Origin of the sequence: Streptomyces kurssanovii, assembly GCF_040677245.1 — a bacterium.
GTDB classification, from domain to species: Bacteria; Actinomycetota; Actinomycetes; order Streptomycetales; family Streptomycetaceae; genus Streptomyces; species Streptomyces kurssanovii.
Map to the genome: position 1 here is coordinate 30,111 of NZ_JBFAQK010000002.1, position 25,441 is coordinate 55,551.

Sequence of the window (25,441 nt, forward strand, 5' to 3'; positions counted from 1 at the left end):
ACGTCATGTGCACACAACCTTGGTGAGAGCTCCCCCTCATCCGCCGTCCGAGCCCCGGTCGGTGCCCTTAGACTCCCTTCAGTGACAGGCCGAGGCCCGAGGGGCACTATGGGACCGGCCGTCCGCAATACGCAGTAGGTCAGGGAGGAACCGTCGTCGTGAGCAGCAGGCCATCCCGAGGCGCTGCTCGCCTCGCAGCCATACTCGACGCCCTTCCGGACGGGCTCGTGCTCGTCAACGCCAACGGCACGGTCGTCAACGCCAACACCATCGCCCTCGAGCTTTTCGAGACGCCGGGGACCGCTCTGGTCGGACGGGGTCTTCTCGATCTGCTGCCCGAGTTCGACTCGCGGCTGATTCCCGGGTCGATGCGCCGGCCCGACTCCGCCGACCAGCGGGGGCGCACCAAGCCCACCCGCATGATCGCGCGGCGTACGGACGGCGGCGAGTTCCCCGTCGAGGTGACCAGCGCGAGCCTGGAGGACGGGCGCGAGGCGTACGACTCCTTCAACGCGTACACCGGCGACGAGCTGCTGATGCTCGTGGTCCGCGATCTGTCCGGCACCGTCGACACCGAGGCGGAACTGGCGCGCTCGCAGCGGCAGACCGAGATGATCCTCCGGGCGGCCTCCGAGGGCGTCGTGGGCACCGACACCGACGGACGGGTCGTGCTGGTCAACCCGGCCGCCGCCCAGATCCTCGGGTTCCGCGCCAGCGACCTCGGCGGCCAGGAGCTGCACCCGCTGATCCTGCACTCGCGCGCGGACGGCGAGCCGTTCCCGTACGAGGAGTCACCGCTCGCCGACACCCTCAAGTCCGGGCGCAAGCACCGGGTGCGCGGCCAGGTGCTGTGGGCGAAGAACGGCTCCAAGGTCGCCGTCGACCTGACGACCGCGCCGGTGCGCGACGGAGACCAGCTGGTCGGCGCGGTGATGACGTTCACCGACCGGCGGCCGTACGAGGAGCAGGCCGAGAAGCACGCCGCCGAGCTGGCGGAGACGACGGAGCGGCTCACGGCGGAACTCGCCGCCACCACCGAGCGGTACGAGGCCGAGCTGGCGGAAAAGGTCGAGCGCTACGAGGCCGAGCTCGCGGACAAGGCCGACCGCTACACGGCCGAGCTGGAAGCCGGCTCCGAGCGGTACGCGGAGCTGACCGCCCGGCACGCGCAGCTGACCGCGGTGCTCGGGGAGTCGCTGCGCGGCCCGCTGGAGGAACTGCGCACCGAACTGGGCACGCTGGCGGCCGACCCGGCCGGGCAGCTGTGGCCGGAGGCGAACCAGATCCTGCACCACCTGGCCGCCGGCTACGCCCGGATGACGACGCTCGTCGACAGTGTCCTCGGCTACCAGCGGCTCGACACCGGCGCGGAACAGCTGGCGAAGGCCAACGTCCTGCTCGACGCCGTCGTCGCGGCCGGCGTCGAGGGGGCGATCGAGCTCATCGGTCCCGGACGCGCCCAGTTCGCGGTGCACGCGCCGCCGATAGAGGCGGAGGTCGACGGGGCACGGCTGGCCACGGCGCTCGCGCACCTGGTGGCGGACGTGGCGGGCGTCGACTCGACCGGCAAGGCCAAGCTGCCGCCCGGTGGCGGCTACGTCGACTCGACGGTCGTCGTCGCGGCCGCCCAGCGCGGTGACGTCGTACGGATCGAGGTGCGCGGGCCGTTCGCCGGGGGAGACCCGGTGCACGAGCCGATCGTGCGCGGGATCGTACGGGCGCACGGCGGTGTGCTGCAGACGCACGAGGTGCCGGGGATGAGCGGCAGCGCGTACGTGCTCGAGGTACCGCTGGGCGAGGGCGCGGGAACGGTCGCCCCGCCCGCCCCTGCCGTGGCTCAGCTGCCAGCGCTGCCGGCGCAGCAGTCGTCCGGGCCGTCCGGGCCCGTCATGGCGTCGGCGAACACGACGACCGGGGGCGGCGGACGCCGACGGGCCCGGCGGGCCTCTACGGACGCTTTCCTGGAGAGCCCCGTGGCCATGGAGGACCCGGTGGCCGCGACGCAGCCGACCGGGCGACGCCGGGCGACGCAGCCGGACGCCGAACTCATCCCCGCGCAGGACACGGGTGAGGGACCTGCCCGGACCAGCGTCGACGCCCCGGCCGAGGGACAGGGCGGCAGCGGGGGCACCGGGCGGCGGCGTGGCCGCCCCAGCCCCGCCGAGAACGCGGCCGTGGCCGTGCGGCCCTCGGAAGGCTCCGTGGTGACCGCCGCCGAAGGCGCGGGCGGACGTGCCGCGCTCGGGGAGACCGTGCCGCCGCAGGGGGTACCGGTCGACGCCCACGGCATGCAGGCGGCGCCCTCGGGGCGGCGCGCGCGGAGGGCCGTCGAGAGCGGCCTGCCCTCACCGGCGGGCGCCGAACAGACCCGGCAGGCGTCGCAGCCCAGCGGCCGGCGCGCCAGGCGGGCGCTGGCGGCGGCGCCGGCCGAGGCCGAGAGCGCGGCACCGCGGAGCGCGTTCGCACTGCCGCCGGCCGAAGCGGACCGGATCCCCGCCGGAGCGGTCAGGCCCGAGGGCCCGACGGCTGAACGGCACGACGCCGTGGCGGCGGCGCCGGACACCACGCACCACACACCTCCGCAGCAGCACCCGGCGCCGACCGGGCGCAGGCGGGCCCGCAACGAGGGGCAGCGGACCCCGCCGCCGCAGGCCCAGGTTCCCGGCGAGGTTCCTGCCGGGCCCACGGCGGCCGGTCAGGCCGCGTGGGGACAGGAAGCCGCTCTCCCCAGCGGTCCTGCCGACACTCCTGCCGGCGGCAGCCCTTCCGCCGGCAGTCCCTCCGTCGGCAGTCCCTCCGTCGGCGGCACGGACGGCATCGGCACGGACGGTGCCTCTGCCGCCGCCGAACCGCCCGCCGCAGCCGGGCACCAGTCGGCCGGCCAGGGCTTCGCCGCGCCCGTTCCGGTGTCCGACACCGGTTCCGTGTCACTGCCCCTGCCCCCCGCCGCACCGGCTCAGCCGCAGGAAGAAGCGGGGCAGGACCAGGAGGGGAACGCCCCGCAGGCCGGAGCGATGCCGCCTGCCCAGGCGCCTCGGCCTGCGGCCTCGCGGGTCGCCCAGCCCCTCCCGGAGGAGCAGCCGGTACCCGCCGACTCCACGCAGGGGCGTGCGTTCAGCGTGCGCACGCTGGGTCAGGGCGTGCCGTTCGCCCAGCACCTCACCCAGCAGCAGAACCAGACGCTCGGATCCGGCCGGCGCAGGAAGCTCGGCACTCGTCCCGACAGCGAGCAGCCCGAACTGGCCGCCCGGCCCCATCCCCAGCCCACCGCCGCACCCGTGCCCGCCCCCGTCCCCCCCGTCGTGCCGCAGCCGGGGCCCCGGCTCGCCGCCGACCGCGCGGACAGTCGCTCCGAGGGGCGGTCCTACGCGATAGGGGCGCCCGACGAAGGCGCGGAGGGGCCCGAGCCGCTGGACGGGCCCGGAGGTGCGGTCGAGGTCGCCAACCAGCCGCAGCCGCAGCCTGTCGACGACGAGCTGCCTCCGGAGCCGCTGGACAATCCCCGTCGGCTGCTGGTGTGGCCGGCACCCGACGTCTCCACCCAGCAGGCACTGAGCGACCGTGGCTACCGGCCCGTCGTCGTGCACTCGCGCGAGGAGGTCGACGCGCAGATCGCGGCGTTCCCGGCCGCCCTGTTCGTGGACCCCCTCACCGGGCCGATCACCCGGACCGCGCTGCAGTCGCTGCGCCAGGCCGCGGTGGCCGCCGAGGTTCCGGTGCTGGTGACGGCGGGTCTCGGGCAGGCGACGCGGGAGGCCGCGTACGGTGCCGATCCCGCCGTACTGCTCAAGGCACTGGCGCCCAGGGACAGCGAACAGCACCCGTCGCGAGTGCTGCTGATCGAGGAGCACGAGGAGATCGCCCTCGCGCTGACGTCCACGCTGGAGCGGCGCGGCATGCAGGTGGCACGCGCCGGCGCGGACGCGGACGCCGTCACCCTCGCCACACAGATGCGGCCGAACCTGGTGGTGATGGACCTGATGCAGGTGCGACGCCGTCGTGCCGGGATCATCGACTGGTTGCGCGCGAACGGCCAGTTGAACCGCACCCCGCTGGTCGTCTACACCTCGGCCGGCCTCGACCCGGCGGAGCTGCCGCGGCTGTCCTCCGGGGAGACGGTGCTCTTCCTCGCGGAACGCTCGACGAGCAACGAGGTCCAGGCGCGCATCGTGGACCTGCTGGCGAAGATCGGCACCAACTGACGCGAAGGGGCCGGCGGTCCCGACCGCCGGCCCCATCTGCTCCCGCTGTTCACCGTGCTCCCGGAGCGGCTGTAGCCCCGTGCCTTGAGCTCTGAGTCCTACAGCTGCCTGTCCTACAGCTGCGTGACGTCGAGCTCGCCGTCCGCGAACTGCCTGCGGATGACCTTCTTGTCGAACTTGCCCACGCTCGTCTTCGGTACCGCGGGAACGACCGCCCAGCGCTCCGGGAGCTGCCACTTGGCGATCTTCCCGGCCAGGAAGGTCTTGAGCGTCTCGTAGTCCGCGGTCGACCCCTCCTTCAGCACCACGGTCGCCAGCGGCCGCTCGCCCCACTTGTCGTCGGGTACGGCGACGACCGCCGCCTCCGCCACCTCGGGGTGTGCCATGAGTGCGTTCTCGAGCTCGACGCTGGAGATCCACTCGCCGCCCGACTTGATGACGTCCTTGGCCCGGTCGGTCAGGGTCAGGAAGCCGTCGGGGGTGATCACACCGACGTCGCCGGTCTTCAGCCAGCCGTCCTCGCTGAACTTGTCCTCGGGCCGGAAGTCCTCGCCGCCCGCACCGCCGTAGTACGCACCCGCGATCCAGGCGCCGCGCACCTCCAGCTCACCGGCCGACTCGCCGTCCCACGGCAGGATGTCGCCGCCGGGGCCGACCAGCCGCCCCTCGACGCCTGCCGGGAAGCGGCCCTGCGTGATGCGGTACGGCCACTCCTCCTCGGCCGTCAGACCGGCCGGCGGGTGGGCCATGGTGCCGAGCGGGGAGGTCTCGGTCATGCCCCAGGCCTGACAGAGCCGGACGCCGAGCTTGTCGTACGCCTCCATGAGGGAGGGCGGGCAGGCGGCACCGCCGATGGTGACCTGCGTCATGGAGCTCAGGTCGCGGGGGTTCGCGGTCACCTCCGCGAGCAGGCCCTGCCAGATCGTCGGGACCGCCGCGGCGTGCTGGGGCTTCTCACGCTCGATCATCTCGGCCAGCGGGGCGGGCTGGAGGAAACGGTCCGGCATCAGCATGTTTATGCCGGTCATGAACGTGGCGTGCGGGAGCCCCCAGGCGTTCACATGGAACTGCGGGACGACCACCAGGGTGGTGTCCTTGTCGGTCAGGCCCATCGACTCGGCCATGTTGACCTGCATGGAGTGCAGGTAGATCGAGCGGTGGGAGTAGACGACGCCCTTGGGGTCGCCCGTGGTGCCGGAGGTGTAACACATGGCGGCGGCGGAGCGCTCGTCCAGCTCGGGCCAGTCGTACGTGGTCGGGCGGCCGGCGATCAGCTCCTCGTACTCGTGGACCTGCGCCTCCGTGTCGGCGAGGAGGGAACGGTCGCCCGGGCCGGAGACGACGATGTGCTCGATCGTCGGCAGATGCGGCAGCAGCGGCGCCAGAAGCGGCAGGAGCGAACCGTTGACGATCACGGCGCGGTCCGCCGCGTGATTGACGATCCAGACCAGCTGCTCGGCGGGCAGCCGCAGGTTGAGCGTGTGGAGCACGGCGCCCATGGAGGGGATCGCGAAGTACGCCTCCACATGCTCGGCGTTGTTCCACATGAGGGTGGCGACTCTCTGGTCACCGTCGATGCCGAGCTCGTCGCGCAGGGCGTTGGCCAGCTGGGTGGCCCGGCGGCCTGCCTCCGCGAAACTGCGCCGCTGCGGCTCGGACTCTCCGGTCCAGGTGGTGATCTGCGATTTCCCATGGATCGTCATCCCATGCTGGAGGATGCGGGTCACAGTCAGCGGTACGTCCTGCATGGTGCTCAGCACGGCGTCCTCCCGGTGGGCGCGTTGCGCTACGTGGCAGAAAAGGTGGGAAGATTCTGCGCACATACCACGCGGTATGTCACTACCCGGAGGTAATGAATCGTCGTACATCACCGCGCAGCACCGCACAGCACCGCACACGAACCGGCCGACCGCGGGCGGCCGGCATGCGGGAGGCGCCCCCGGGCAACTGCCGACGCGTGCCGCCGCGTGCCGGATGGTGCGGCCGGGAAGGGATCGTCGGAGGCCGGTCGGCAGGGGCTGATGGCTGATCTCAGCGGACCGGTGACAGCTCCGGATCCTCGCGGAGCTTCCCCAGCGCCCGGGACACGGCGCTCTTCACCGTACCGATCGACACCCCGAGCACCTCCGCCGTCTGGGCCTCGCTCAGATCCTCGTAGTAGCGGAGCACGACCATCGCTCGCTGACGGTCCGGCAGCTTCATCACCGCGCGCCACATCGCGTCGTGCAGCACCTGCTGCTCGGCCGGGTCGGTGGGCGGAACCGTTGCCGGCTCGGGCAGCTCGTCGCAGACGAACTCGTCCACCTTGCGCTTGCGCCACTGCGACGTCCGCGTGTTCAGCAGTGCCCGGCGGACGTAGCCGTCGAGCGCCCGGTGGTCCTCGATCCGCTCCCAGGCGACATACGTCTTGGTCAGCGCCGTCTGCAGCAGATCCTCCGCGTCGCTCACGTTCGACGTCAGCGAACGGGCGGTGCGCAGCAGCACGGGTCCCCGCGCCTGGACGTACGACGAGAACGAGGCGTAGGGCGTGTACGACGGCATCGGCGCGGCGGCCTTGGAAGCGCTCGTACAGACTGGCGTGGTCATGGCTCAACGCTAGGAGCGCACCCCGCCGTCGCGGATCGGCCCCAGGTCCCGAAGCGTTGTCCCCCTCAGGTTGTAGGGGCGCCTCGGGCTCCACCTCCTGAAGGTGGAGGACACCCTCAGGGGCTACTCACCGTCGGCCCCGAGAACCAGCCCCGAGGTGGGTACGCCCGTGCCCGCGGTGACCAGAGCCCTGGCCGCACCGGGTATCTGGTTCACCGCCGTGCCGCGAAGCTGTCTGACCGCCTCGGCGATGCCGTTCATCCCGTGCAGATACGCCTCTCCCAGCTGCCCTCCATGAGTGTTGAGCGGCAGGACGTCCGAGGCCACGAACGCGGCTCCCTCCCCCGGCTTGCAGAAGCCGAACTCCTCGAGCTGCATGAGCACGAACGGCGTGAAGTGGTCGTAGACGATCCCCACGTCGATGTCCCTCGGGCCGAGCCCCGAGGTCCGCCACAACTGCCGGGCGACGACTCCCATCTCGGGGAGGCCGGTGAGGTCGTCGCGGTAGAAGCTGGTCATCTGCTCCTGGGCCCTGCCCGCTCCCTGGGCGGCGGCGAGGATCACGGCGGGCGGGCGCCGCAGGTCGCGTGCCCGCTCGAGGCCGGTGACGACGACCGCCTGGCCGCCATCGGTCTCCTGGCAGCAGTCCAGCAGCCGCAGCGGCTCGACCGTCCAGCGGGAGGCAGCGTGATCCTCCAGGGTGATGGGGCGGCCGTAGAAGTACGCGGCGGGGTTGGTGGCCGCGTGACGCCGCCCGGTGACCGCGACATGGCCGAACGCCTCCGGTGACAGTCCGTAGGCGTACAGGTAGCGCTGGGCGGCCATAGCCACCCACGATGCGGGCGTGAGCAGCCCGAACGGGAGATTCCAGCCGAGCGCGGTGCCTTCCGCGGACGGCTCCCTGTGCTGAACGCCGGAACCGAAGCGCCGACCGGACCGCTCGTTGAACGCCCGGTAGCAGACGACGACCTCCGCGATGCCCGCGGCGACCGCCAGTGCCGCCTGCTGCACGGTCGCACAGGCCGCGCCGCCGCCGTAATGGACGCGCGAGAAGAACGACAGCTCTCCGATGCCGGCGGCCTGTGCGACCGTGATCTCCGGGTTGGTGTCCATCGTGAAAGTCACCATGCCGTCGACGTCCGCGGGGGAGAGGCCCGCGTCGTCCAGCGCGGCACGCACAGCCTCGGCCGCGAGCCTCAGCTCGCTGCGGCCGGAGTTCTTCGAGAACTCGGTCGCCCCGATACCGACGACGGCCGCCCTCCCGCCGAGGGCGTCCTTCTCACGGATGCTCATACGGCGGCCTCCGGAATCGTCACCGTCACCGTGCCGGTGACGTGGTTGCCGAGACTGTTGGCGCCGACGACCCGCACCTCGGCGGTCGTTCCCTCCAGCGCGCCGATCGTGCCGCTCAACACCATCGTGTCTCCCGGGTGGTTGGGGGCGCCGAGCCGTATGGACACCTTGCGCAGGACGGCGTGTTCCCCGAAGAAGTCGGTGATGTACCGACCGACCAGACCGTTGGTCGTCAGGATGTTCATGAAGATGTCCGGCGACCCCTTCTCCTTGGCGATCTCCGCGTCGTGGTGCACATCCTGGAAGTCGCGTGAGGCGATGGCTCCCGCGACGATCAACGTGCGCGTGACGGGGACAGCCAGCGAAGGCAGGGCCGCTCCGACGCGCAGGGCGGAGGACGGATCCGGGCGGAGGCCGTGTCCGGGGGCCGGATCGGGGCGGAGGCCGTGTCCGGGGGCCGGATCGGGGCCGGCTACCGGGCCAGATGCCCTGGCCTGAGCCACGTCGGGCTTCGAGAAGTCCGTGTCGGCCGACGCGCCTGACACTCCCCGGAAGACGGGAAGCTCGTACTCCCCGCCCACACCGAGGAATTCGAGCTCGACCGGCATACCGATGCGCACCTTGTCGGGCGGCACACCCACGATGTTGCTGACCATCCGCACACCCTCGGCCAGCTCGATCAGCCCCACCGCGAACGGCGGGTCGAACGCCGGGAACGGCGGGTGGTGCATGACCACGTAGGAGAAGACGGTTCCCGAGCCGCTCGCCTCCAGCGTGTCCCATTGAGGCGAGCCACAGGCTCCGCATCCCGGCAGCCAGGGAAACCGTGGCTTCCCGCATCCGCCGCAGCGCTGAATGAGCAGTCGGTGCTCGGCCACGCCCTCCCAGAAGCCGGCGTTGTCCCTGTTGATCACCGGACGCGGTCGGCCGTCCTTCGGTTTCCGGTTCCTGGGTGCGTACTTCAGGACCCGGAAGCGGTGCCTCCCTGCCGGCTCCCCACCTGCCCGCACGTCCGTCCGCGTGGTGATGAAGTAGCCGGTCCCGAGCTTGGTCGTCTTACGCTCGGACACGGACTCGATCACCGAATCGAAGGTGATCCGGTCGCCCGGACGTAACGGCCGGAGATACTCCTGCTCGCAGTCCGTCGCCACCACCGAGGTGCACCCGGCAGCGTCGAGCAGCTCGAACAGCTCGTCCTGGGCCACACTGCGGCCGGCGTGACCCGACAGACCGCCCATCGTCCATGCCTGGAGCATCGTCGGCGGAGCGACGGCGCCCGGCCCGGCATAGGCGGGGTGCGTGTCCCCCATCGCCTCGCACCAGTGCCTGATCATCGGCTCGTTGACCAGGTCCTTGCCCACGCCGGAGAGTGTGGTGCCCCGCCCCTCGTACGTCCTCAGCCGTGCGTACAGACCGTCGGTCACCTCTCCCCCTTCTTCACGCGCGTCGCATCGCACGCCACGGTCCTCCGCTGCAATCACTCACCCTTCCCCGAGGTGTTGATCCGCGCGGCCTCCGATGGCCCCTGCCTCCTTACGCTCCGCCGGGCTTTCGCCATGTACGTGAACCGACCGGATCTGACTGTCCGTCAGCTCTTTGTCTCTGTCAAGGTCATGCGGACGGACGGCCCGGACACGCCCCCACGCTCGCGGGCCGCCACGCCACACCTCGAGCCCGTCTGCGCGACGGCGCCCCCAAGCGCCGCCGCCCAGACCGTCGTCGTCCCCCAGCTCACGCTCCCCTCGGGCCGGCCGTCACCAAAGTGGTGAGAAGTCCACGGTGACGTTGTCCTGGTCGATGACCGTGAAGCCCAACCCGTTGACGCCGGCGGTATTGCTTTGATTACTCGCCCCCGATCCGGTCGCGACCTGTTGAGTGGTGGACGAGTTGCCGAAGTTGGCGCCACCGACGCCGCTGCCGGTCATGGTCGCCACCGACACGTTCGACCCGTCGCTCCCGAAGCCGCCGTTGTCGGCGTGGGCCACCCCGCCGAGGAGCGCGACCGTGAGAGGCAGGGCGGCCGCAGCGGCGAGAACGCGGGCGGAACGGATGCTTGCCATGTCATTTCCTCCATGAACCGGAACTGCACAAGTGCTTCGGATTCCGGGGCGGTTGGCCTGCCGCCCCGACTCGATCACGACGTCGCAAGATCAGATTTGCCCACGCGATCCACCACCAATCGCCCCGGTAGGCGCGGTTCGCTCGCAAGCGTGAGGACTTGTCGATAAACCATCTTCCTGCCCGAAGATCGACCGATTGGCACCACTGCTTCCGGGACGGGCGCCGCAAGAGGCGATACGATTCGGCAACTTTTGCGCCATATCTCCACCTTCCCTTCGTCGAACGTCTGTACGAAAATGGATTCATGGCCATCACCGACCGGCAGACCGCCACCCTGGCCCTCGCCCACGCCCTCTCCGCCGCTGAGCGTGGGCTCCCCGTCATCCCCCTGTCCGCGACGAAGCTCCCCGCCCTGCGCTCCCCCCATCGCGACGACCCGCAACCCGTCCTGTGCCGGGGCGAATGCGGTCTCCCCGGCCACGGGGTCCACGACGCCACCACCGACCCCGCCGCTGTACGCGCCCTCTTCGCGGCCGCGCCCTGGGCCACGGGCTACGGCATCGCCTGCGGCCGTCCGCCGCACCACCTCATCGGCATCGATCTCGACACCAAGTCCTCGACCGACTCGATGGCGGAACTGCAGCATCTGGCGCTGCGCCACCTGTTCACCATCCCGGAGACGGTCACCGTCCTCACGCCGAGCGGCGGCCGCCACCTCTGGCTGACCGGGCCGCCCGACACCGTCGTCCCCAACTCGGCGAGCCGGCTCGCCCCCGGCATAGACGTCCGCGGCACCGGCGGATACCTCGTCGGCCCCGGCTCGGTCACCGCCAACGGCGCGTACCGCATCGCCCCCGGCACGGCCCACCTCGCGCCGGCGCCCTGCCCCCGCGCGCTCCTGCGCCTGATCACGCCCCCTGCGCGCACCCGTTCCCACGCCGGTTCACCACACGGCCATGGGCACGGCCTGGTCCAGTTCGTCCTCGCGGCGCAGGAGGGACAGCGGAACACCCGGCTGTTCTGGGCGGCATGCCGTGCCTACGAGAACGGCCTCGGCGACTCCCTGACGGAAGCCCTCACCGACGCGGCGGTCCGCGCCGGCCTCACTGAGCGCGAGGCCCGCGCCACGATCGCCTCCGCCGACCGCCTCACGTCGAACCGCGGCATCCGCTGACCGCGGCCTGTCCGGAACCGTCCCGGCATTGCGTGGCCTGCCGGCGATGGCGGTACCCCTTCAACCGCCGCCACCGGCCGGTTCAACCGGCTCAGGGCGCAACGATGAACGCGGAGGGCGCGGCTCCGAACCGGAGCCGCGCCCTCTGACCTGCTACTTCTCTGACCTGCAAGCGGTGGGTGTGGGATTTGAACCCACGGTGACTCTCGCCACGACGGTTTTCAAGACCGTTCCCTTAGGCCGCTCGGGCAACCCACCCACGCCCCGCCTCACCTGCTGCGGAGCGGGCTACAGACTACCGGGCCCGCGTCGTCGGGCGCAGCAGCGTTCCGGGGACGGGTGAGAGGTTCGGGGAGAGCGGGGTCAGCTGTCGCCCTTGCGTTCGCCCAGGACGAGCTCCACCTTGTGGGACTCTCCGTCGCGTTCGTAGGTCATCGTGACCTTGTCGCCCGGCTTCTTGGTCCAGATCTCGCTGATCAGCGAGGGCCCACTGTCGATCGGCTTGCCGTTGAACGTGGTGATGACGTCACCCGGCTTGAGCCCGGCCTTCGCCGCCGGTCCGTCCGGAGTCACCGCCGGGGTGCCGCCGGAGCCCTCGTCGGTGATCCGGGCGCCCGAGCCCTGGGCCGACATGTCGACCGTCGCGCCGATGACCGGGTAGACCGGCTGGCCCGTCTTGATGAGCTGCTCGGCGACCGTCTTGGCCTGGTTGATCGGGATGGCGAACCCGAGGCCGATGGAGCCGGCCTGGGTCTGGCCGAAGCCGCCGTTGCCCGCCGACTGGATGGCCGAATTGATGCCGATGACCGCCCCACGCGAGTCCAGCAAAGGGCCACCGGAGTTGCCCGGGTTGATCGAGGCGTCGGTCTGCAGCGCGCTCATGTAGGAATTGTTGCCGCTGGACCCGTCGCCGGAGGCGACCGGCCGGTTCTTGGCGCTGATGATTCCGGTGGTGACGGTGTTCGACAGCCCGAAGGGTGCGCCGATGGCGATGGTCGAGTCGCCGACCGCCACCTTCTCCGAGTCGCCGAGGGCCAGCGGATCGACGCCGGAAGGGGCGTTCTTCAGCTTGAGGACGGCCACGTCGTAGCCTTGGGCCCGGCCGACGACCTCGGCGTCGTACTTCTTGCCGTTGGAGAAGATCACCGACAGAGTGCCGCCCTCCGCGGCGGAGGCGACCACATGGTTGTTGGTGAGGATGTGGCCCTCCTTGTCGTAGACGAAGCCGGTGCCCGTTCCGCCCTCGCCCTCACCTTCGGAGCCTTCGATGCCGCCGCCGCCCGACTTGGCTTCGATGGTGACCACGCTGGGCAGCGCGTTCGCGGCGACCGCGGCGACCGTGCCCGGGTCACGCTTGAGGTCCTGCGGGCTGGCCGCGGAGACCGTGGTCGAGCTGGAGCTGTCGTCGGCGCGCTCGGCCGCCCAGTAGCCGATGCCGCCGCCGACACCGCCCGCGACGAGCGCCGCGGCGAGCACGGTGGCCGCCAGCCCGCCCGCGCGCCGGCGCCGGGGTTCGTGCGCCGGGACAGGCGCACCCCAGGCGGGTCCGCCGCCGCTGCCGCCTCCGTAAGAGGGGAGCGTGGGCGGCGGCGGGGGCCAGTCCGCGCCGGCGTGCTGCGCACCCGCGGGAGCGGCGGCCGGAGGTGCCGGTGCCTCGCCTCCGTGGCCGGGGACCGGCGCCGCGGCAGGTTCGGGCCGCGGGGCGTGGCCGGGCTGCTCCGCCGAGGCCGCCGGCTCATGGGCCGGCGGCGCGGGGTGGGAGGGGACAGAAGCAGAGGGGGAACCGGCGGACGCGTCCTGCGGCCCCTCTCCGGGCCCGGGAGACGTCGATCCCTCGGGAGCGGCGCCCGGCACAGGAGGTACGGACGGGGCGGCAGGGACCGCGTTGCCCTCGTTCTCGGTGCTCACAGCTCTTTCTCCTCAGGTTCCACGTCGGTCTCCGGCGAGCGGCGGGGTCCGCACGGTCCGGCAGTACGTCACGTCATGACTTCCGCTGTGCAAGTGTCCGCGGCCAGCTTTTCCCACTGCACGTCAGGCCACTGTAAGCAGGACCTGTGTGTATTCCGGCAATCCTTTACTTCCGACAATAAGGGCGCACTTCCACGGCGCCCTCCGGGGTCGTTCCGTCGGGTCATTCCCAGCGGCTCCTCCCCGACGGAACGGCTCTCCTCACTGACCGCGTCCACACCGGTGCCAGACGTTTCTCCGGCACCCTGTACGCCGCCTACCCCGCGGCGATGACACCATGACGCGGTGACCCAAGCACGGCAGCACAGCATCCAGGTCGTCGCCCACCGCGGCGCCTCCGAAGACGCCCCCGAGCACACCCTGGCCGCCTACCGGAAGGCGATCGAGGACGGCGCGGACGCCCTCGAATGCGATGTACGGCTCACCGCCGACGGTCATCTGGTGTGCGTCCACGACCGCAGGGTGAACCGCACGTCCAACGGGCGGGGCGCGGTCTCGGCCCTGGAGCTCGCGGATCTCGCGGCCCTCGACTTCGGTTCGTGGAAGGACGCGGCAGAGAGCCCCGACTGGAAGGACCCCTCCCTCACCTCCGTGCTCACGCTGGAGCGGCTGCTGGAGCTGGTGGCCGACGCGGGACGCCGTGTCGAGCTGGCCATCGAGACCAAGCACCCCACACGCTGGGCGGGACAGGTGGAGGAGCGGCTGCTCCAGCTGCTGGGACGGTTCGGGCTGGCCGCGCCGGAGTCGCCCACCGACTCCGCGGTCCGGGTCATGAGCTTCTCCGCCCGCTCCCTCAGCCGGATCTCCGCGGCCGCGCCGACGCTCCCCACCGTGTACCTGATGCAGTTCATGACGCCGCGGATGCGGGACGGACGGCTGCCCGCCGGTGCGCGGATCGCCGGTCCGGGCATCCGGGTCGTACGCAACCACCCGGGCTACGTCGCCAGGCTGCACCGCGCGGGCCACCGCGTCCATGTCTGGACCGTGAACGAGCCGGAGGACGTCGAGCTCTGTGCGCGACTCGGCGTGGAGGCCATCATCACCAACCGCCCCAAACAGGTGCTCGAACAGCTGGGCCGCCTCTGATCCGGCCCGCTGGGCCTTCCGCCCGCGGGCGGCTCCGGGGCTCCTCGCGGGGAGTGCACCGGCGCGTTCAGCGCGTACGCGATCGTGTCGAGTACGTCACTGCTCCACCCTTGGCCGGTTTCCGGTCCAGTCCATTGGGGCATTCACACCGTGGCGTGGGGCAAAGGAGGTCTCGGGGGTGGCGTTTGTGGTGGCACAGGAGGTGCCCACGTCGTCGAGCATGGCCGTACCCCATGGCCCTGCGGGCGTGGGTGAGGCGCGACACAGGATGCGCGAACAGCTGAACCGCAGTGGTGTCCCGGAAACGGTCGTCGACGACGCAGTGCTGATCCTTTCCGAGCTGCTCAGCAACGCCTGCCGGCACGGCAGGCCGTTGGGGAACGGGGACGCGGGGGACGGTGACGTACGGGCCGCGTGGCGAGTCGACAAAGCGGGGCGGCTCACGGTCGAGGTGACGGACGGAGGCGGTCCCACCCGCCCGGTTCCGGCCACGCCCTCGGTCACCGCACGAGGCGGCCGTGGGCTCAACATCATCACGGCGCTGGCGCAGGAGTGGGGAGTGCGTGACAGCGCGGCCGGGGAGGTCACCGTCTGGGTGATCGTCACGGAAGGGCACCGCCGCGAGGACTTCGCTACGCGCGTCGGCGGTCCCGCGTTCGACTTCGCGGACGCTTTCGACGATCTCGACTGACGTCTGCCCGTAGGGCATTCGACAGGTCCGCGCGGAGGCCCGGATCGGACCGGGGGAGGACCACGGCCTGTGCCGGAGCGGACTTGCCGCGCCGGTTCGGCCGAACGGTTCGGGCGGCCTCAGGGGGCTTCAGCGGTTCCGGTGACTTCAGCGATTCCGGCGGCCTCCGGTGGTCTCAGCGGTGCCGGCCCGCTCCGGTGGCCGACGCCGCCGACAGCCTCAGCGCCATCGGAGTCCGCGGCGACTTCAGGCGCCACCGGCAGCTTCGACGACCTCGGCGGCGTGGACTTCCGGGGCGGCTCGCCCCGCTGCTCCCCCACGGAGGCGGCGTACGGCTAGGCTCGCGCCCGACACAGCACCGCCGCAATCGGGAGAAAGCCACACCATGGCCAAGAAGCGCCCCCAGACGAAGGCGACGAAGCCTCAGCTCAGGAACGGGGCCCGCACCGCAGGCGTCGACGAGCCGGTCCCGGTGGTGGGAGCCCGCGAGCCCTGCCCCTGCGGCTCCGGCCGTCGCTACAAGGCATGTCACGGCCGGGCGGCGTCCCACGCCGTGACGGAGCTGGTCCAGCGCCCCTTCGAGGGGCTGCCGGGCGAGTGCGACTGGGTGGCCCTGCGCGAGCTGGTGCCCGCCGCGACCGTCGAACTCACCCTGAAGGGCGGCCTTCCCGAGGGTGTGCCCTCCGTGACGCTCGCGACGGTACTGCCGATGGCATGGCCCGCCCTGCGGCGCGACGACGGCTCCGTCCTCCTCGGCCTGCAGAACGACACCCCCTCCGGTGATCTCAGCCGCGACCTCGCCGGAACGCTGCAGCGTGCGCTCACCGCCGAGCCCGGCACCCCGGTCACGGCCGCCGCCGCCCCGGCCGAGGGCGTGCGGCTCCAGGACCTGCTCGACCCGGACGCCGCTTTCGAGCCGACCGTCCACTCCGGTTTCGAGTTCTGGGTCCCGGCTTCGGCCGACCAGGCCTCCCCCGAGGTGGCCGCCTCCCTCGAGCGCGCCAACGCGGCGGCGATCCCGACGGTGAAGCTCTCCGGCGTCGACGCCGCCTACTGGTGCGAGACGCCGGACAAGAACCACCTCCGCTGGGTCATGCCGCACCCCGAGGAGCAGTTGCTCGACGCGCTGGCGAGGCTGCACGCGGCGGGCACCTCTTCGCTCGGCGAAGGGACCCGTCTGGTGGGCTCCTTCCGTGCGCACGGGCTGATGGTCCCGGTGTGGGACCTGCCGACCACGATGGGCGCCGAGGAGTGCGAGAAGCCCGCCGCCGAGTTCGCCGAGCGGCTGACCACCGCGCTGGAGAGCGACGCCCCGCTCACCGCCGAGGAACGCCGGTCACGCGGTGGTCTCACGAACCGCCAGGTGACGCTCAGCTGAGCGTGACGATTACCGGCGCGAGACGGGTGACACCTGTCACAACTCGCTCATTCGGAAGGTAAATCCCTGTCCGAATACGAGAGATCGAATTTGCGAACCGCAGATCTCTTGTTACCGTTCTAGAAGCCCGGTCGCTGGTGCATCCCCCGTCGCCAGCGATCGGGCGTTTCCATTTCCCGGAGGCCTCCGGCGCTTCAACGGCCCGTGAACTCTTGGGAGTTGCTCCCGGAGCGGAGCAGCAGCGGCCCGTCTCCCGTTCCGTCGTGAACGGCGAACTCGGCGATCGCCCTGTAGTCGGAAGCACTGCCGGCCGAAGGCTCACGAGGAGTTTCGCAAGCGCGTGGCTCATCGTCCGCCTCGACCTTGCAGTTGGTCTGCACAGTGCGTCCGTCCGGTGCCATCAGAGCGAGTACGGACGTCAATTCCTCACCGGTCGCATTGCGGTAATAGGTGCGGGCCCAGGTCCGGTCGCCCCGGGTGAGCACACAGGTCTGCGCCTCGATGCCGTCGGCAGAGGCGAGTTCCGGCCCACATCGGGAGTCCGTCCGCGGGACGGCGTCCCCGTCGCCGCCGGCCTCTTCGCGTCCCGCGACCTCGCCAGGCTCGTCCCGGGCGCCGGCGGCGCCGGCCGCTTTCACGTCGTCGCCCTCGGACGCCTCGAGCCCCGGCAGCAGACCGGGTCCGGTCGTTCGGGGGCCCTTCGCGTCGTCGGCGGCGGTGGTTCCCGTTCCGGTCGCCGGTCGCGGCCCGGCCGCCGGTCCGGCCGACGCGACGATCGGTACCAGCGTGGCCGTCACCACGACGGCGGCGAGCCCGATCATGCGGAGATTCATGGGCCACCTGCCGACTGCGGGGTTCGGACACGACTGCCCGAAGATATCGGCGGACCGTGGCCCCACGGCCGCCGCGCGCCCATGTCCCTGCCGACTCGGCCGACCTGTACCCGTACGAGTGAAGAGCCGGGCCCGGCGTGGCAGCCGTGACGGCCGCCCGCGCGGCAGTTCACGACCGCGCCGGCGGGCCGGTGTTCAGTGCGTGAGCGAGCCGGTGTTCAGTACGTGAGCCGGCCGGTGTTCAGTAGCCGGCCGGTGTTCAGTACGTGAGCCGGCTGCCCTCTCCCGCCTCCGGCGGATAGAGCCCGCTGCCGGGCGCACTGCTCGCGCTCGCCTCGACAAGAGCGTCCACGACCGCCTCGACGTCGGGCAGCCACGGTGCCGCGGAACCGGGCAGCGGCGCCCGCTCCCACCGCACCTGACCGGTTCCGGTCTCCGAAGGGGGCAGCACCAGATAGCCGCCGCTGCCGTGGAAGCGCAGCGAACTGGGCACGCAGTCCTTGACGAAGAGCAGCTCGCCGAGCTGCTCCAGGGTGTACGGGGCCACCAGCAGCGACCAGCGGGTGGGGGTGGCGACCACCGGTCCGAGGCGCATGTCCATCCGGTCCAGCACCGACAGCGCACGCGAGGCGGCCACCGCGGGCAGGCTCACGGCACACGGCGCACGGCCTTCGCCGGAGCCGGTGGCCCGGGACGGGCCACCGGTGGCCAGCATGATCGGGGCGGTGGGCCGGTTGGTCCACCACCAGCGGATCATCCGCTCGTCGGTGGTCGCGGCGAGGAGGCCGGGATCGAAGGGGTGGGCGCCGGGGACGACGCACTCGGGGTCGGGGCAGGCGCACCCGCGGTCGCCGCGGCTTCTGCCGCGGCCCTCGGACCGGTCACCACCGGCCGATTTCAGTCCTGCACCGGGGAGCACGGGCCATTGCCACTCGACGGCGAAGGTCAGCGCCGCTTCAAGCTGAACAGGCCCCTTCTTGCGCCGGTACCGGAGCCTGCGTCGCCTTCCGAGGATCTCGCGCATGAGCGCTCGTTCCTTTCCGTTGAACGCCGGGGTCCACATCACATCAGGTGTGCAGCTCATTACTGTGCGTACAAGTGCGCGTACTGATCGGCGTCATCGCCCCTTGCCGCCGGCATGGGCGGGCCCCCGGTTTCGCCGGCGACAGGATCGTCGCCCGAGGGCCGAACGTGGGCTGTGGTCCATTAAACGTGTGGCGAGGGGTGGCGCGCGCCTGGCGCTTGCTGTCCCGCTGTACTTCTTCCCCGCCACTCGGGGATGAGGCGCGGCCTCCGGCTGTTAGGACGCCGGGGCCCGCGGCCAGGTTCCGGGGCGGTTCCAACTGCCCCTGGTCATCACCGTTTACGTACCCAGCACGCTTGCAATGACGCTTTCCCCCCGGGCCTTCGCCCTGGAGGACCCCCCTGCCGAACGCCCTCAGTCGACCCCAATCGACCGCCATCAGGTGCATTTTTCGGCCAAGTTAACGGGTACCCCCATATACCCCGGACACCACCAATCCCACCGGGACAGTGCTGGACATCACCTTATGTGTGCGTGTAGATGTGGATGCACTGATAGCGGCGCAGAATGACATGGGGGTTTGCGATGCTATTGAGCGAAACGCACCTGCCGGAAAGCCGGCTGCCATGAGCGCCCCTCACCTGCCGAAAGTGGCTGGAATCGACTCAACGGTTCCTGCCCCCGCGCACACTCCCTCAACCCTGCCCCCCGTCCCCGCCGCGCCCCCCGCGGCCGGAGCGGTGCTTCAGGACCGCCTGGCCGGCTGGGTCTCGGACCTCACCACGCTCCATGAACTCACCGAGCGGCTGATCAGAACCGGCACCCTCGACGACGCCCTCGAGGAGTTGCTCGGCGCGGGCGCCGCACTCGTCGGTGCCCGCCGCGGCCTGGTCGTCCTCGAACCGCCCCGGGACGCCGCCCGCGACAGTCCGCTCGAGGACGACCGCGGGCCCGGCATGGCCAAGGGCCTCGGCCTCACCCGCTCCGACCTCGGCCATATCGAGACGGTTCCGCGCGGCGCGACGGCGTACGGCCGCATCCTCGAAGGCGGCCGCTCCGGCGTACCAGGAGCCGTCGCCCATCCCGACCTGCTCGGCGACGACTCGCTCCACCCCCTGCACCGCGAGGTCGCCGTCCGCCTCGGCTATTCGGCCAGTTACACGGTGCCGCTGGCCACAGAGGACTCCGGCACACTCGGCGCGGCCGTGTGGCTCTACGACGAACCGGCCGCACCCGTCGAGCGCCAGTGCCACCTGGTCGGCCTCTACATGCGCTCAGCCACCGAACACCTCGCCCGCCTGCTCGAACTGGAGCAGGCGCGCGCGACCGTCGCGACCGTCGCCGAGGAGTTGCTGCCCAGCCGGCTGCCCCGGGTGCCCGGCGTCCAGCTCGCCGCCAGGCATCACAGCGGCCCTCGCGGCGGCGGTGACTGGTACGACGCGCTGCCGCTGCCGGAGGGAGCCCTCGGACTCGCGGTCGGCTCGGTCAGTGGGTGCGGCCCCAGCGCGCTCGCCGCGATGGGCAGACTGCGGGCCTCTCTGCGGGCGTACGCGGTGATGGAAGGGGAGGATCCGGTCGCGGTCCTGTCCGACCTCGAACTGCTGCTGCGTCTCACCGAGCCCGCGCGCACGGCGACCGCGCTCTTCGCCTACGCCGAACCCGCCGAGCGCAAGATCGTGCTGGCCGGCGCCGGCCACACGCCACCGCTGGTGATCGGCGACCAGCGCACCGAGTTCGTCGAGACGTCGCTGTCGGCTCCGCTGGGGATGCTCGCCTGCTGGGAGGCGCCGAGCGTCGAACTCCGCCCCCGGCCGGGAGAAACGGTGCTGCTCTACACGGACGGACTGCTGCGGCGCACCGGCGACCCCATGGACCGTGCCTTCACCCGGCTCCACGCCGCTGCGGCGGGCGTTCCGCGCGCGCTGCGTGGCGACCCTGCGGCGATCGCCGACCACGTCCTTGGGACCATGCTCCCCGACGGACCGGAGGGCACCGGCGACGGGGAGGACATCGTCCTGCTCGCTGCCCGATTTGACTGATTCCTCACATGCTTTCCGGGCTCTTCCGGTCGCACATACGATGGAAGCGTCCCCTCGCCGACCCGGCGGAGGGGGCAAGGTGTCGTAACGGTCAAGGCCGACAAGCCCAGGAGGCAGACGTGGCTGAGGAGCTCACCCCGGCGGAAACCGATCTTGCTGCGGACGCAGCAGGCGCGGAGGGCGAGGAGCAGCCGATCAAGCAGCGCAAGAACGGCCTGTACCCGGGCGTGTCCGACGAGCTGGCCGAGAACATGACCACCGGCTGGGCCGACACGGAGCTGCACGGTCTCGAGCCCATCGCACAGGCCGCGCACACCGCGGCCCGCCGGGCCGCACTCTCGGCGCGCTTCCCCGGCGAGCGACTGGTCGTCCCCGCCGGCAACCTGAAGACCCGCTCGAACGACACCGAGTACAGCTTCCGCGCCTCGACCGAGTACGCGTACCTGACCGGCGACCAGACCGAGGACGGCGTCCTCGTGCTGGAGCCCAGGGGCGAGGGTCACGTCGCCACCATCTACCTCCTGCCGCGCTCCAACCGAGAGAACGGCGAGTTCTGGCTGTCGGGCCAGGGAGAGCTGTGGGTCGGCCGCCGCCACTCCCTCGCGGAGGCCGAGCAGCTGCTGGGCATTCCCGCCCAGGACGTCCGGGAGCTGGCCGGCAAGCTGAGCGAGGCCACCGGCCCGGTACGGGTCGTCCGCGGCCACGACGCCTCCATCGAGGCCGCGCTCACCGACAAGGTCACCAAGGAGCGCGACGAGGAGCTTCGCGTCTTCCTCTCGGAAGCCCGCGCCGTGAAGGACGAGTTCGAGATCGGCGAGCTGCAGAAGGCGTGCGACTCCACCGCCCGCGGCTTCGAAGACGTCGTCAAGGTCCTCGACAAGGCGCAGGCCACCAGCGAGCGCTACATCGAGGGCACGTTCTTCCTGCGCGCCCGGGTCGAGGGCAACGACGTCGGCTACGGCTCCATCTGCGCCGCCGGCCCGCACGCGACCACCTTGCACTGGGTGCGCAACGACGGCCCCGTCCGCTCCGGCGACCTGCTGCTGCTCGACGCCGGTGTGGAGACCCACACGCTCTACACCGCGGACGTCACCCGCACGCTGCCCATCAGCGGCCGGTACACCGAGATCCAGCGCAAGATCTACGACGCCGTGTACGAGGCCCAGGAGGCCGGTATCGCGGCCGTCAGGCCCGGCGCCAAGTACCGCGACTTCCACGACGCCTCGCAGCGGGTGCTCGCCGAGAAGCTCGTCGAGTGGGGCCTGGTCGAAGGTCCCGTCGAGCGGGTGATCGAACTGGGCCTGCAGCGCCGTTGGACGCTCCACGGCACCGGCCACATGCTCGGCATGGACGTCCACGACTGCGCCGCCGCACGCACGGAGGCGTACGTCGACGGCACCCTCGAGCCGGGCATGTGCCTGACGGTCGAGCCCGGTCTGTACTTCCAGGCCGACGACCTGACCGTGCCCGAGGAGTACCGCGGCATCGGCGTCCGCATCGAGGACGACATCCTCGTCACCGAGGACGGCAACAGGAACCTCTCCGCCGCGCTGCCGCGCCAGGCCGACGAGGTCGAGGCCTGGATGGCCTCGCTCCAGCAGAGCTGATCCGACGGGACACGCCCCGGGTGAGGGCGCGCTGCTCACGACACGTCGAGCAGCGCGCCCTCACGCCATTTGAGGATCTTGTCGAAGCTGACCACGGCACCGCGCCCGGGCCTGTTGCGGACGTGGACATGATCGGCGAGCTGCTCGATCAGGCACAGACCCCGGCCGCTCTCGGCATGGTCGGGGGCCGGGGCGGCGCTGTGGCCGCGCAGGGTGGCGCCCCCGACGGGGAAGCCGGGGCCCGAATCGGCCACCTCGATGCGGCACTTCTCGCCGTCCAGGTAGGCGGTCACGCGGTAGTCCCTGGACGCTTCGTCGGTGTCCCGGCAGCCGCCGTGCTCGACGGCGTTGGCGCACGCCTCGGTCAGCGCGACCGACAGGTCGTAGGAGATGTCCGGATCGACGCCCGCGGTCTCCATGGTGCCCAGCAACAGACGCCGTGCGAGCGGCACGCTCGCAGCCTCGCGCCGCAAATGGAGGGACCACCAGATGCTCATGCTCCAGCCTCCTGGCCGCGGCTCGACATACCGATACGTATTGCCCCAAGGCACGCTGCGTAAGCGCATCATCGCGCTGACGGCCCTCGTTCGGCGGATGCGCGTTCCGCGCCCACCGGTGTATGTCGGCAAAGGGGATCTTCCGGACCTGCCGTACGGCCGCCCGTACCGCAGTGCGATGATGAGCCGGCCATGTCGTCCGTACACCAAGCACGCGCCGGAGCCGGTCTGCGGCTGTTGAGGGCCGCGGTGTTCACCGCGGTCTGCGTCGTGCTGTCCGGGACGGGACATGTGCTCGCCGCCTGCCGGGCGGTCCCCCTGTGGACTTTGGCCCTCGGCCTCCTCGGGGTCTTCGTCATCGTCCTTCCGTTCACCGGCAGGGAGCGTTCGCTGCCCGCGATCGCCGGAGTGCTCACCGCCGGGCAGCTCGCCCTGCACACGCTCTTCGCCACCGGCCAGGGTCACCTGCGGCTGGCGCCGACGGCCGACGACGCCCTGATCAGACTGGCGGCGAAGCTGGTGTGCGGAGCAGGGGCCTCCGCCATGAGCCCGACGGAAGCCCGCCGCATCGTCACCATGGCGGGCATCGATCCGGCCGCCCACACGGCACACACGCACACCGCCCAGGCGGTGGCCACGCCGGAACTGCTGCCCTCGCTGCCCATGCTGCTCGGGCACCTGCTGGCGGCCGTCGCGACCGGACTGCTGATGCGCCGCGGCGACGCCGCGCTGTCACGGCTGATCCGGCTGTCGGCCGAATCGGCCCACGAGATCGTGCAGACCGCGTGGTTGCGTCCGTTGCGGGCCGCGCTGGTCCTGGTGCGCGCCCTGCGGGCCGGCCTTCAGCAGACGCCGGACGGCGGGCCGGGCCTCGCGCCGCCGGTGGACGGGCCTCCTCTGCCAGGAGGGGTTCAGGAACTTCAGCACACGGTGATCAGGCGCGGGCCGCCGCCCGTATTCGTCCTCAGCGCCTGACGCGGCCCGCTCGACGGGAGTGGTGCCGCGGTGCCCGCGCACACCTGTGTGGTGCCGGCACACCTCACTTCTCCTCCACCGTGGAGCTTTCTGTCATGAACGTTTCCCGTATCGCCGCCGCGTCCGCCGTCGCCGCCGCCTCGGTGCTGATGCTCTCCGGCGCCGCCTTCGCGCACGTCGGAGTCCAGCCGCAGGGCGAGGCCGCCAAGGGCGGTTACGCGGTCGTCAACGTCAAGGTGCCGAACGAGCGCGACAACGCCTCGACCGTCAAGGTCGAGGTCAACCTGCCGGCAGAGCACCCCCTGTCGTCCGTGATGCCGCAGCCCGTGCAGGGCTGGAAGGTCACCGTCGACAAGTCCGAGCTGGACAAGCCCCTCGAGGTCCACGGCAAGCAGATCACCGAAGCGGTCACCAAGGTCACCTGGACCGCGGACGGCGGCAAGATCGGGCCGGGCCAGTTCCAGCAGTTCCCGCTCTCCCTCGGCCCGCTGCCCGAGGACGCCGACCAGATGGTGTTCAAGGCCATCCAGACGTACGACAACAAGGAGGTCGTGCGCTGGATCGAGGAGCCCGTGGAGGGTGGCGAGGAGCCCGAGGCCCCCGCTCCCGTCCTCAAGCTGTCGGCCGCCGGCGACGACCACCACGGCGCGGGCGCGACCGGTGCCGCCGCCGGGGACGACGCCAAGGCCTCGGACCACAAGGAGACGGACGCCACGTCGTCCGCTTCCACCTCCGCCGACAGCAGTGACTCCACCGCCCGCATCCTTGGTGTCGTCGGCATTCTCGTCGGCGCCGCGGGCGTGGCCTTCGGCGTGCTCGCCGGACGCCGCCGCTCGGCCTGACCGGCCCCGTACCGAACCGCTTTGAAAGAGAACCCCATGCACAACCCCAAGAGCGACGGGGAGCCCCGCCGCAGCCGGCGAGCGCCGCTGGTCGCGGCGCTCGCCGTCACGGCAGCGTTCGCCGTGGCGGCGGGCTTCGCCGTCACCCAGAACGACTCCGGTGACGACAGCCCCGTCAGTCAGGTCTCCGCGGAGGCGAAGACGACGGCCGCGACGGTGCTCACACAGCCGTACACCAAGCCGGATCTCGTGCTGACCGACACCAGCGGCAAGAAGTTCGACCTGCGCGAGCGGACCAAGGGCCGGCCGACGCTGATCTACTTCGGCTACACGCACTGCCCGGACGTCTGCCCCCTGACGATGAGCAACCTCTCCATCGCCAGGAAGCAGCTGCCCAAGGCCGACCAGGACAAGCTCCAGGTCGTCTTCGTCACCACCGACCCCGAGCGGGACACCGCGGCCGAGCTCGCCAAGTGGCTGCCCAGCGCGGGTGACCCGTCCTTCATCGGACTGACCGGCGACTTCCCGACCATCCAGGCGGGCGCGCGGCAGATCGGCATCGGCATCGACGCCCCGAAGAAGGAGAAGAACGGCACCGTCACGTCCATGCACGGCGCCCAGGTCGTGGCCTTCTCCCCGAAGACGGACCAGGGCTACGTCCTGTACGGCGAGGACACCACGGCGGACGAATGGGCCGCGGACCTGCCGAAGCTGATCAAGGGCGAGAAGCCGTGACCCGACGCGTCCGTACCGCCGTCGCCGCCGTCGCGCTGGGCGTGGGCCTGGCCCTCGGCGGCTGCTCGTCCGACAGCGGACCCGAGTTGAAGGTCAGCGGCGGCTTCGTGCCGCAGCCCGTCGGCGACATGGCCGCCGGGTTCCTGACCGTCGAGAACGACGGCGGCAGCGCGGACAAGCTCACCTCGGTCACCAGCACGATCTCCGACGACGTCACGATCCACGAGACGAAGGACCAGAAGATGCGGGAGGTGACGTCCTTCGACATCCCGGCCGGCGGCGAGCTCGACCTCGAACGTGGTGGCAGCCACATCATGTTCATGGCCCTCAAGCAGCAGCCGAAGCAGGGCGAGAAGGTCTCCGTCGAACTGCACTTCGAGAAGTCGGACCCGATCAAGGTCGAGCTCCCCGTGAAGGAGACCACCCACAACCCGCAGAAGCACTGAGCAT

Annotated in this window: 19 protein-coding genes, 1 tRNA gene and 1 pseudogene; 11 read left to right on the forward strand and 10 right to left on the reverse strand. The window is 71.3% G+C overall.

All coding sequences use genetic code 11. The features are described 5' to 3' along the window. Positions 1 to 158: 158 nt before the first annotated feature. Positions 159 to 4,202 (forward strand): PAS domain-containing protein, encoded by a 4,044-nt coding sequence (locus AB0K36_RS02195; RefSeq protein ID WP_364587062.1) that lies wholly within the window; start codon positions 159 to 161, stop codon positions 4,200 to 4,202. A 113-nt stretch (positions 4,203 to 4,315) separates the two neighbouring features. Here AB0K36_RS02195 and AB0K36_RS02200 read toward each other — a convergent pair whose 3' ends face one another. The 5 genes and pseudogenes from AB0K36_RS02200 to AB0K36_RS02220 all read right to left on the reverse strand — a co-directional run bounded on the left by AB0K36_RS02200 (position 4,316) and on the right by AB0K36_RS02220 (position 10,141). After that, on the reverse strand, positions 4,316 to 5,962 hold the full coding sequence (locus tag AB0K36_RS02200) for a long-chain fatty acid--CoA ligase (protein WP_364587065.1): 1,647 nt from the start codon (positions 5,960 to 5,962) through the stop codon (positions 4,316 to 4,318). A 271-nt stretch (positions 5,963 to 6,233) separates the two neighbouring features. Then, entirely contained in the window at positions 6,234 to 6,788 is a 555-nt protein-coding gene (locus AB0K36_RS02205; protein WP_189474233.1) for a SigE family RNA polymerase sigma factor, read from the reverse strand. 123 nt (positions 6,789 to 6,911) lie between these two features. Then, on the reverse strand, positions 6,912 to 8,081 hold the full coding sequence (locus AB0K36_RS02210; RefSeq protein ID WP_364587068.1) for a lipid-transfer protein: 1,170 nt from the start codon (positions 8,079 to 8,081) through the stop codon (positions 6,912 to 6,914). A 539-nt stretch (positions 8,082 to 8,620) separates the two neighbouring features. Then, positions 8,621 to 9,505: pseudogene (locus AB0K36_RS02215) on the reverse strand (bifunctional MaoC family dehydratase N-terminal/OB-fold nucleic acid binding domain-containing protein); the annotation flags it as partial. Positions 9,506 to 9,835: 330 nt separating this feature from the next. Next, on the reverse strand, positions 9,836 to 10,141 hold the full coding sequence (locus AB0K36_RS02220; RefSeq protein WP_364587071.1) for a hypothetical protein: 306 nt from the start codon (positions 10,139 to 10,141) through the stop codon (positions 9,836 to 9,838). A gap of 305 nt (positions 10,142 to 10,446) precedes the next feature. Between AB0K36_RS02220 and AB0K36_RS02225 the strand changes: the two genes are divergently transcribed. After that, entirely contained in the window at positions 10,447 to 11,316 is an 870-nt protein-coding gene (locus tag AB0K36_RS02225) for a bifunctional DNA primase/polymerase (RefSeq protein WP_364587074.1), read from the forward strand. Positions 11,317 to 11,489: 173 nt separating this feature from the next. On the opposite strand, the gene AB0K36_RS02230 is transcribed toward AB0K36_RS02225, so the two are convergent. Both AB0K36_RS02230 and AB0K36_RS02235 read right to left on the reverse strand, forming a co-directional pair. Beyond that, positions 11,490 to 11,574: transfer RNA gene (locus tag AB0K36_RS02230), tRNA-Ser, on the reverse strand. Positions 11,575 to 11,679: 105 nt separating this feature from the next. Continuing rightward, positions 11,680 to 13,224 (reverse strand): S1C family serine protease, encoded by a 1,545-nt coding sequence (locus AB0K36_RS02235; protein ID WP_364587076.1) that lies wholly within the window; start codon positions 13,222 to 13,224, stop codon positions 11,680 to 11,682. Between the two features lie 345 nt (positions 13,225 to 13,569). On the opposite strand from AB0K36_RS02235, the gene AB0K36_RS02240 reads away from it, so the two are divergent. The 3 genes from AB0K36_RS02240 (at position 13,570) to AB0K36_RS02250 (ending at position 16,439) form a co-directional block, all read left to right on the forward strand. Then, positions 13,570 to 14,370 carry a glycerophosphodiester phosphodiesterase gene (locus AB0K36_RS02240; RefSeq protein ID WP_364587079.1) on the forward strand — a complete coding sequence of 267 codons (801 nt, stop codon included), beginning with the start codon at positions 13,570 to 13,572 and terminating at the stop codon, positions 14,368 to 14,370. 133 nt (positions 14,371 to 14,503) lie between these two features. Further along, positions 14,504 to 15,061, forward strand: coding sequence for an ATP-binding protein (locus tag AB0K36_RS02245; protein WP_189474335.1), 558 nt, complete (start codon positions 14,504 to 14,506; stop codon positions 15,059 to 15,061). A 385-nt stretch (positions 15,062 to 15,446) separates the two neighbouring features. Next, the gene (locus tag AB0K36_RS02250) at positions 15,447 to 16,439 is read left to right on the forward strand and encodes a DUF5926 family protein (RefSeq protein WP_364587082.1); all 993 of its coding nucleotides are present in this window, start codon (positions 15,447 to 15,449) and stop codon (positions 16,437 to 16,439) included. 194 nt (positions 16,440 to 16,633) lie between these two features. On the opposite strand, the gene AB0K36_RS02255 is transcribed toward AB0K36_RS02250, so the two are convergent. Then, positions 16,634 to 17,272 (reverse strand): hypothetical protein, encoded by a 639-nt coding sequence (locus AB0K36_RS02255; protein ID WP_364587085.1) that lies wholly within the window; start codon positions 17,270 to 17,272, stop codon positions 16,634 to 16,636. Positions 17,273 to 17,531: 259 nt separating this feature from the next. After that, positions 17,532 to 18,296, reverse strand: coding sequence for a bifunctional DNA primase/polymerase (locus AB0K36_RS02260; protein ID WP_189474260.1), 765 nt, complete (start codon positions 18,294 to 18,296; stop codon positions 17,532 to 17,534). Between the two features lie 509 nt (positions 18,297 to 18,805). Between AB0K36_RS02260 and AB0K36_RS02265 the strand changes: the two genes are divergently transcribed. After that, on the forward strand, positions 18,806 to 20,335 hold the full coding sequence (locus AB0K36_RS02265) for a PP2C family protein-serine/threonine phosphatase (protein WP_364587089.1): 1,530 nt from the start codon (positions 18,806 to 18,808) through the stop codon (positions 20,333 to 20,335). A 119-nt stretch (positions 20,336 to 20,454) separates the two neighbouring features. Continuing rightward, positions 20,455 to 21,942, forward strand: a complete 1,488-nt coding sequence (locus AB0K36_RS02270) for an aminopeptidase P family protein (RefSeq protein WP_435877757.1) — start codon at positions 20,455 to 20,457, stop codon at positions 21,940 to 21,942. A 35-nt stretch (positions 21,943 to 21,977) separates the two neighbouring features. Here the strand turns inward: AB0K36_RS02270 and AB0K36_RS02275 are convergent, their stop codons facing one another. Further along, positions 21,978 to 22,439, reverse strand: a complete 462-nt coding sequence (locus tag AB0K36_RS02275; RefSeq protein ID WP_364587092.1) for an ATP-binding protein — start codon at positions 22,437 to 22,439, stop codon at positions 21,978 to 21,980. 192 nt (positions 22,440 to 22,631) lie between these two features. On the opposite strand from AB0K36_RS02275, the gene AB0K36_RS02280 reads away from it, so the two are divergent. From AB0K36_RS02280 to AB0K36_RS02295, 4 genes are all read left to right on the forward strand, one after another. Then, complete coding sequence (locus tag AB0K36_RS02280) at positions 22,632 to 23,414, forward strand: hypothetical protein (protein WP_364587094.1); 783 nt, start codon at positions 22,632 to 22,634, stop codon at positions 23,412 to 23,414. 95 nt (positions 23,415 to 23,509) lie between these two features. Further along, entirely contained in the window at positions 23,510 to 24,256 is a 747-nt protein-coding gene (locus tag AB0K36_RS02285) for a YcnI family copper-binding membrane protein (RefSeq protein ID WP_364587097.1), read from the forward strand. A gap of 36 nt (positions 24,257 to 24,292) precedes the next feature. Then, positions 24,293 to 24,991: an SCO family protein gene (locus AB0K36_RS02290; protein ID WP_364587100.1), complete on the forward strand. Its 699-nt coding sequence runs from the start codon at positions 24,293 to 24,295 to the stop codon at positions 24,989 to 24,991. After that, entirely contained in the window at positions 24,946 to 25,437 is a 492-nt protein-coding gene (locus tag AB0K36_RS02295) for a copper chaperone PCu(A)C (protein ID WP_364587103.1), read from the forward strand. The genes AB0K36_RS02290 and AB0K36_RS02295 overlap by 46 nt, the downstream gene beginning before the upstream one ends. Positions 25,438 to 25,441 lie beyond the last annotated feature (4 nt).